This is a genomic window from Staphylococcus rostri (genome assembly GCF_002902145.1).
Lineage (GTDB): Bacteria > Bacillota > Bacilli > Staphylococcales > Staphylococcaceae > Staphylococcus > Staphylococcus rostri.
Genome location: NZ_PPRF01000105.1, coordinates 1 through 611 on the forward strand (window position 1 = coordinate 1; position 611 = coordinate 611).

At 40.8% G+C, this 611-nt stretch carries 1 protein-coding gene; it reads left to right on the forward strand.

The window, feature by feature from the left end; genetic code table 11:
* Nucleotides 1-611 (forward strand): hypothetical protein (locus tag CD122_RS12030; protein WP_206167765.1); only part of this gene is annotated, 611 nt, incomplete at both ends.

The following is a 611-nucleotide window of genomic DNA, read 5'->3' on the forward strand; positions in this document are numbered from 1 at the left end:
CAGCAAGCAACTCTGTCTCAACAAGTGAATCAGACTCAATCAGCAGTTCAAATTCAGAAAGTGAAAGCACGTCAACTTCAGTATCAGAAAGTGAATCGGCTTCAACAAGTACAAGTCAATCTGTTTCAGAAAGCGATTCTACATCAGTGAGCACATCTGAATCAGAAAGTGCAAGTGAATCAACAAGTATCAGTAACTCGGAAAATGCAGAAAGAGATTCAGTAAGCGCAAGCGAATCAACGTCGATTAGTGAGTCAGCCTCAATTAGTAGCTCTAATTCGGCAAGTGAAAGTACATCAACTTCAGAATCAGAGAGCACAAGTAATTCAGACTCGGCATCAATCAGTGACTCTGAGTCAGTAAGTGAGAGCGATTCAATCTTATCTAGTGAAAGTGTTTCTATCTCAGAAAGTGAAAGCACATCAACTTCAGAATCAGAGAGCACAAGTAATTCAGACTCGGCATCAATCAGTGACTCTGAGTCAATAAGTGAGAGTGACTCAGCGTCTACAAGTATGTCAACTTCAGTATCAGAAAGTGACTCGGCTTCAACAAGTACAAGTCAATCTGTTTCAGAAAGCGATTCTACATCAGCGAGCACATCTGAATCA